The organism is Pseudescherichia vulneris, assembly GCF_902164725.1.
Classification (GTDB): Bacteria; Pseudomonadota; Gammaproteobacteria; order Enterobacterales; family Enterobacteriaceae; genus Pseudescherichia; species Pseudescherichia vulneris.
Genome location: NZ_LR607338.1, coordinates 2546972 through 2548101, shown reverse-complemented (window position 1 = coordinate 2548101; position 1130 = coordinate 2546972). Strand labels below are relative to the sequence as shown.

Sequence of the window (1130 nt, the reverse complement as noted above, 5' to 3'; positions counted from 1 at the left end):
TCATACCATTAATAATCTTTCTTCCATCCTTCCGAAAGATCAGGATGTATCATTTTGATTTCTTCTAACCTTCTTTTCGCCAGATTAATCTGGCAACTTAATACTACCGCCCCATAGCCATCAATTCCCTCAGATCCCGTACTAGCGGTCTTACAATACTCACTACGATACTTAAGCCATAGTTCTTGACTATGTATAAAGGATTGCCTCATTGCGTCACGTCGTTCTTTTTCTCCCATCCACCACCGGGTGTAGTCGAAAGTTGATATCTCTTTTAGTTTATCTTCATAAGCGTCATTTAATTCCTTTTCACTCCGCTTATTTACTAAATCCAAACACTCGTTTTCTATATCACCGCTCTTATCTATACAGGCGTCAACATCGGTACTTTTGACGATGCTTGAACTGGTGGATTCCGCTAAAGCGTTGATAGTAAGAGCTGACAGGATCGCACCAATAACATACGGCAAGTAATATTTATTCAATTTATCAACCTCCCTATCCTCACATTATCCCTTAATCAATCACCGCTTGATGGAGTTCTGCTTTTACATCATTACCCTGCCCCGAAGGGCAGGAAGCATAAACTACATGCTGTAGCCCGGCTTTTTGATCAGCGCTTCCATCTGTGGGGCGATCTCGGTGTCCCACACCTGCGCCTGCCAGTTTTCAGGCTGAACCTGGCTCAGAGCAACGCTTACCGACTCGTCTTTGCTGTTGAGGTGACGGACAATCGCAGCGGTAATATCGTCCGCCAGCGCGGTTTTCTGCTCATCGGTCAGGTCGCGGGGGAAACATTTAATATCGATATGCGGCATAGCAAACTCCTCGTTTATTAAGCGTATGGCTGGGCTGTTAACCCAGCACTTTATTCATATTGATGCCGGTTACGTTAAAACCGTTATTCTCATAGACCCGTCTGGCCTGTGGATTTCCGGCAGCCACCCGCAGTTTAATCTGCTTACAGCCCTCTGCCATCAGGCGCAGCTCAAGCTGCTTCATGGCCTCGCTACCCAAACCTTGCCCGCGGAACGCCGGGAAAAGATAGAAGTCGTTAATGAAGGCGGAGTGCAGCTGCGGATCCGGCTTGTACCAGAGATAGCCGATGTGATGGTCTTTCTCAGCTTCGT

The 1130-nt window shown here is 46.8% G+C and carries 3 protein-coding genes; all 3 read right to left on the bottom strand.

Annotated features, from left to right (window positions below):
* Positions 1–8: 8 nt before the first annotated feature.
* Positions 9–485 carry a lysozyme inhibitor LprI family protein gene (locus FN633_RS10835; protein ID WP_154057715.1) on the bottom strand — a complete coding sequence of 159 codons (477 nt, stop codon included), beginning with the start codon at positions 483–485 and terminating at the stop codon, positions 9–11.
* A gap of 102 nt (positions 486–587) precedes the next feature.
* Positions 588–818 carry a tautomerase PptA gene (gene pptA, locus FN633_RS10830; protein WP_154057714.1) on the bottom strand — a complete coding sequence of 77 codons (231 nt, stop codon included), beginning with the start codon at positions 816–818 and terminating at the stop codon, positions 588–590.
* 37 nt (positions 819–855) lie between these two features.
* Positions 856–1130, bottom strand: a 275-nt coding sequence (locus FN633_RS10825; RefSeq protein WP_154058909.1) for a GNAT family N-acetyltransferase, incomplete at its 5' end; no start/stop codon positions are given.

Excerpts from the sequence above, each read along its gene's own strand:
- pptA (WP_154057714.1), bottom strand. The coding sequence starts at position 818 with ATGCCGCATATCGATATTAAATGTTTCCCCCGCGACCTGACCGATGAG.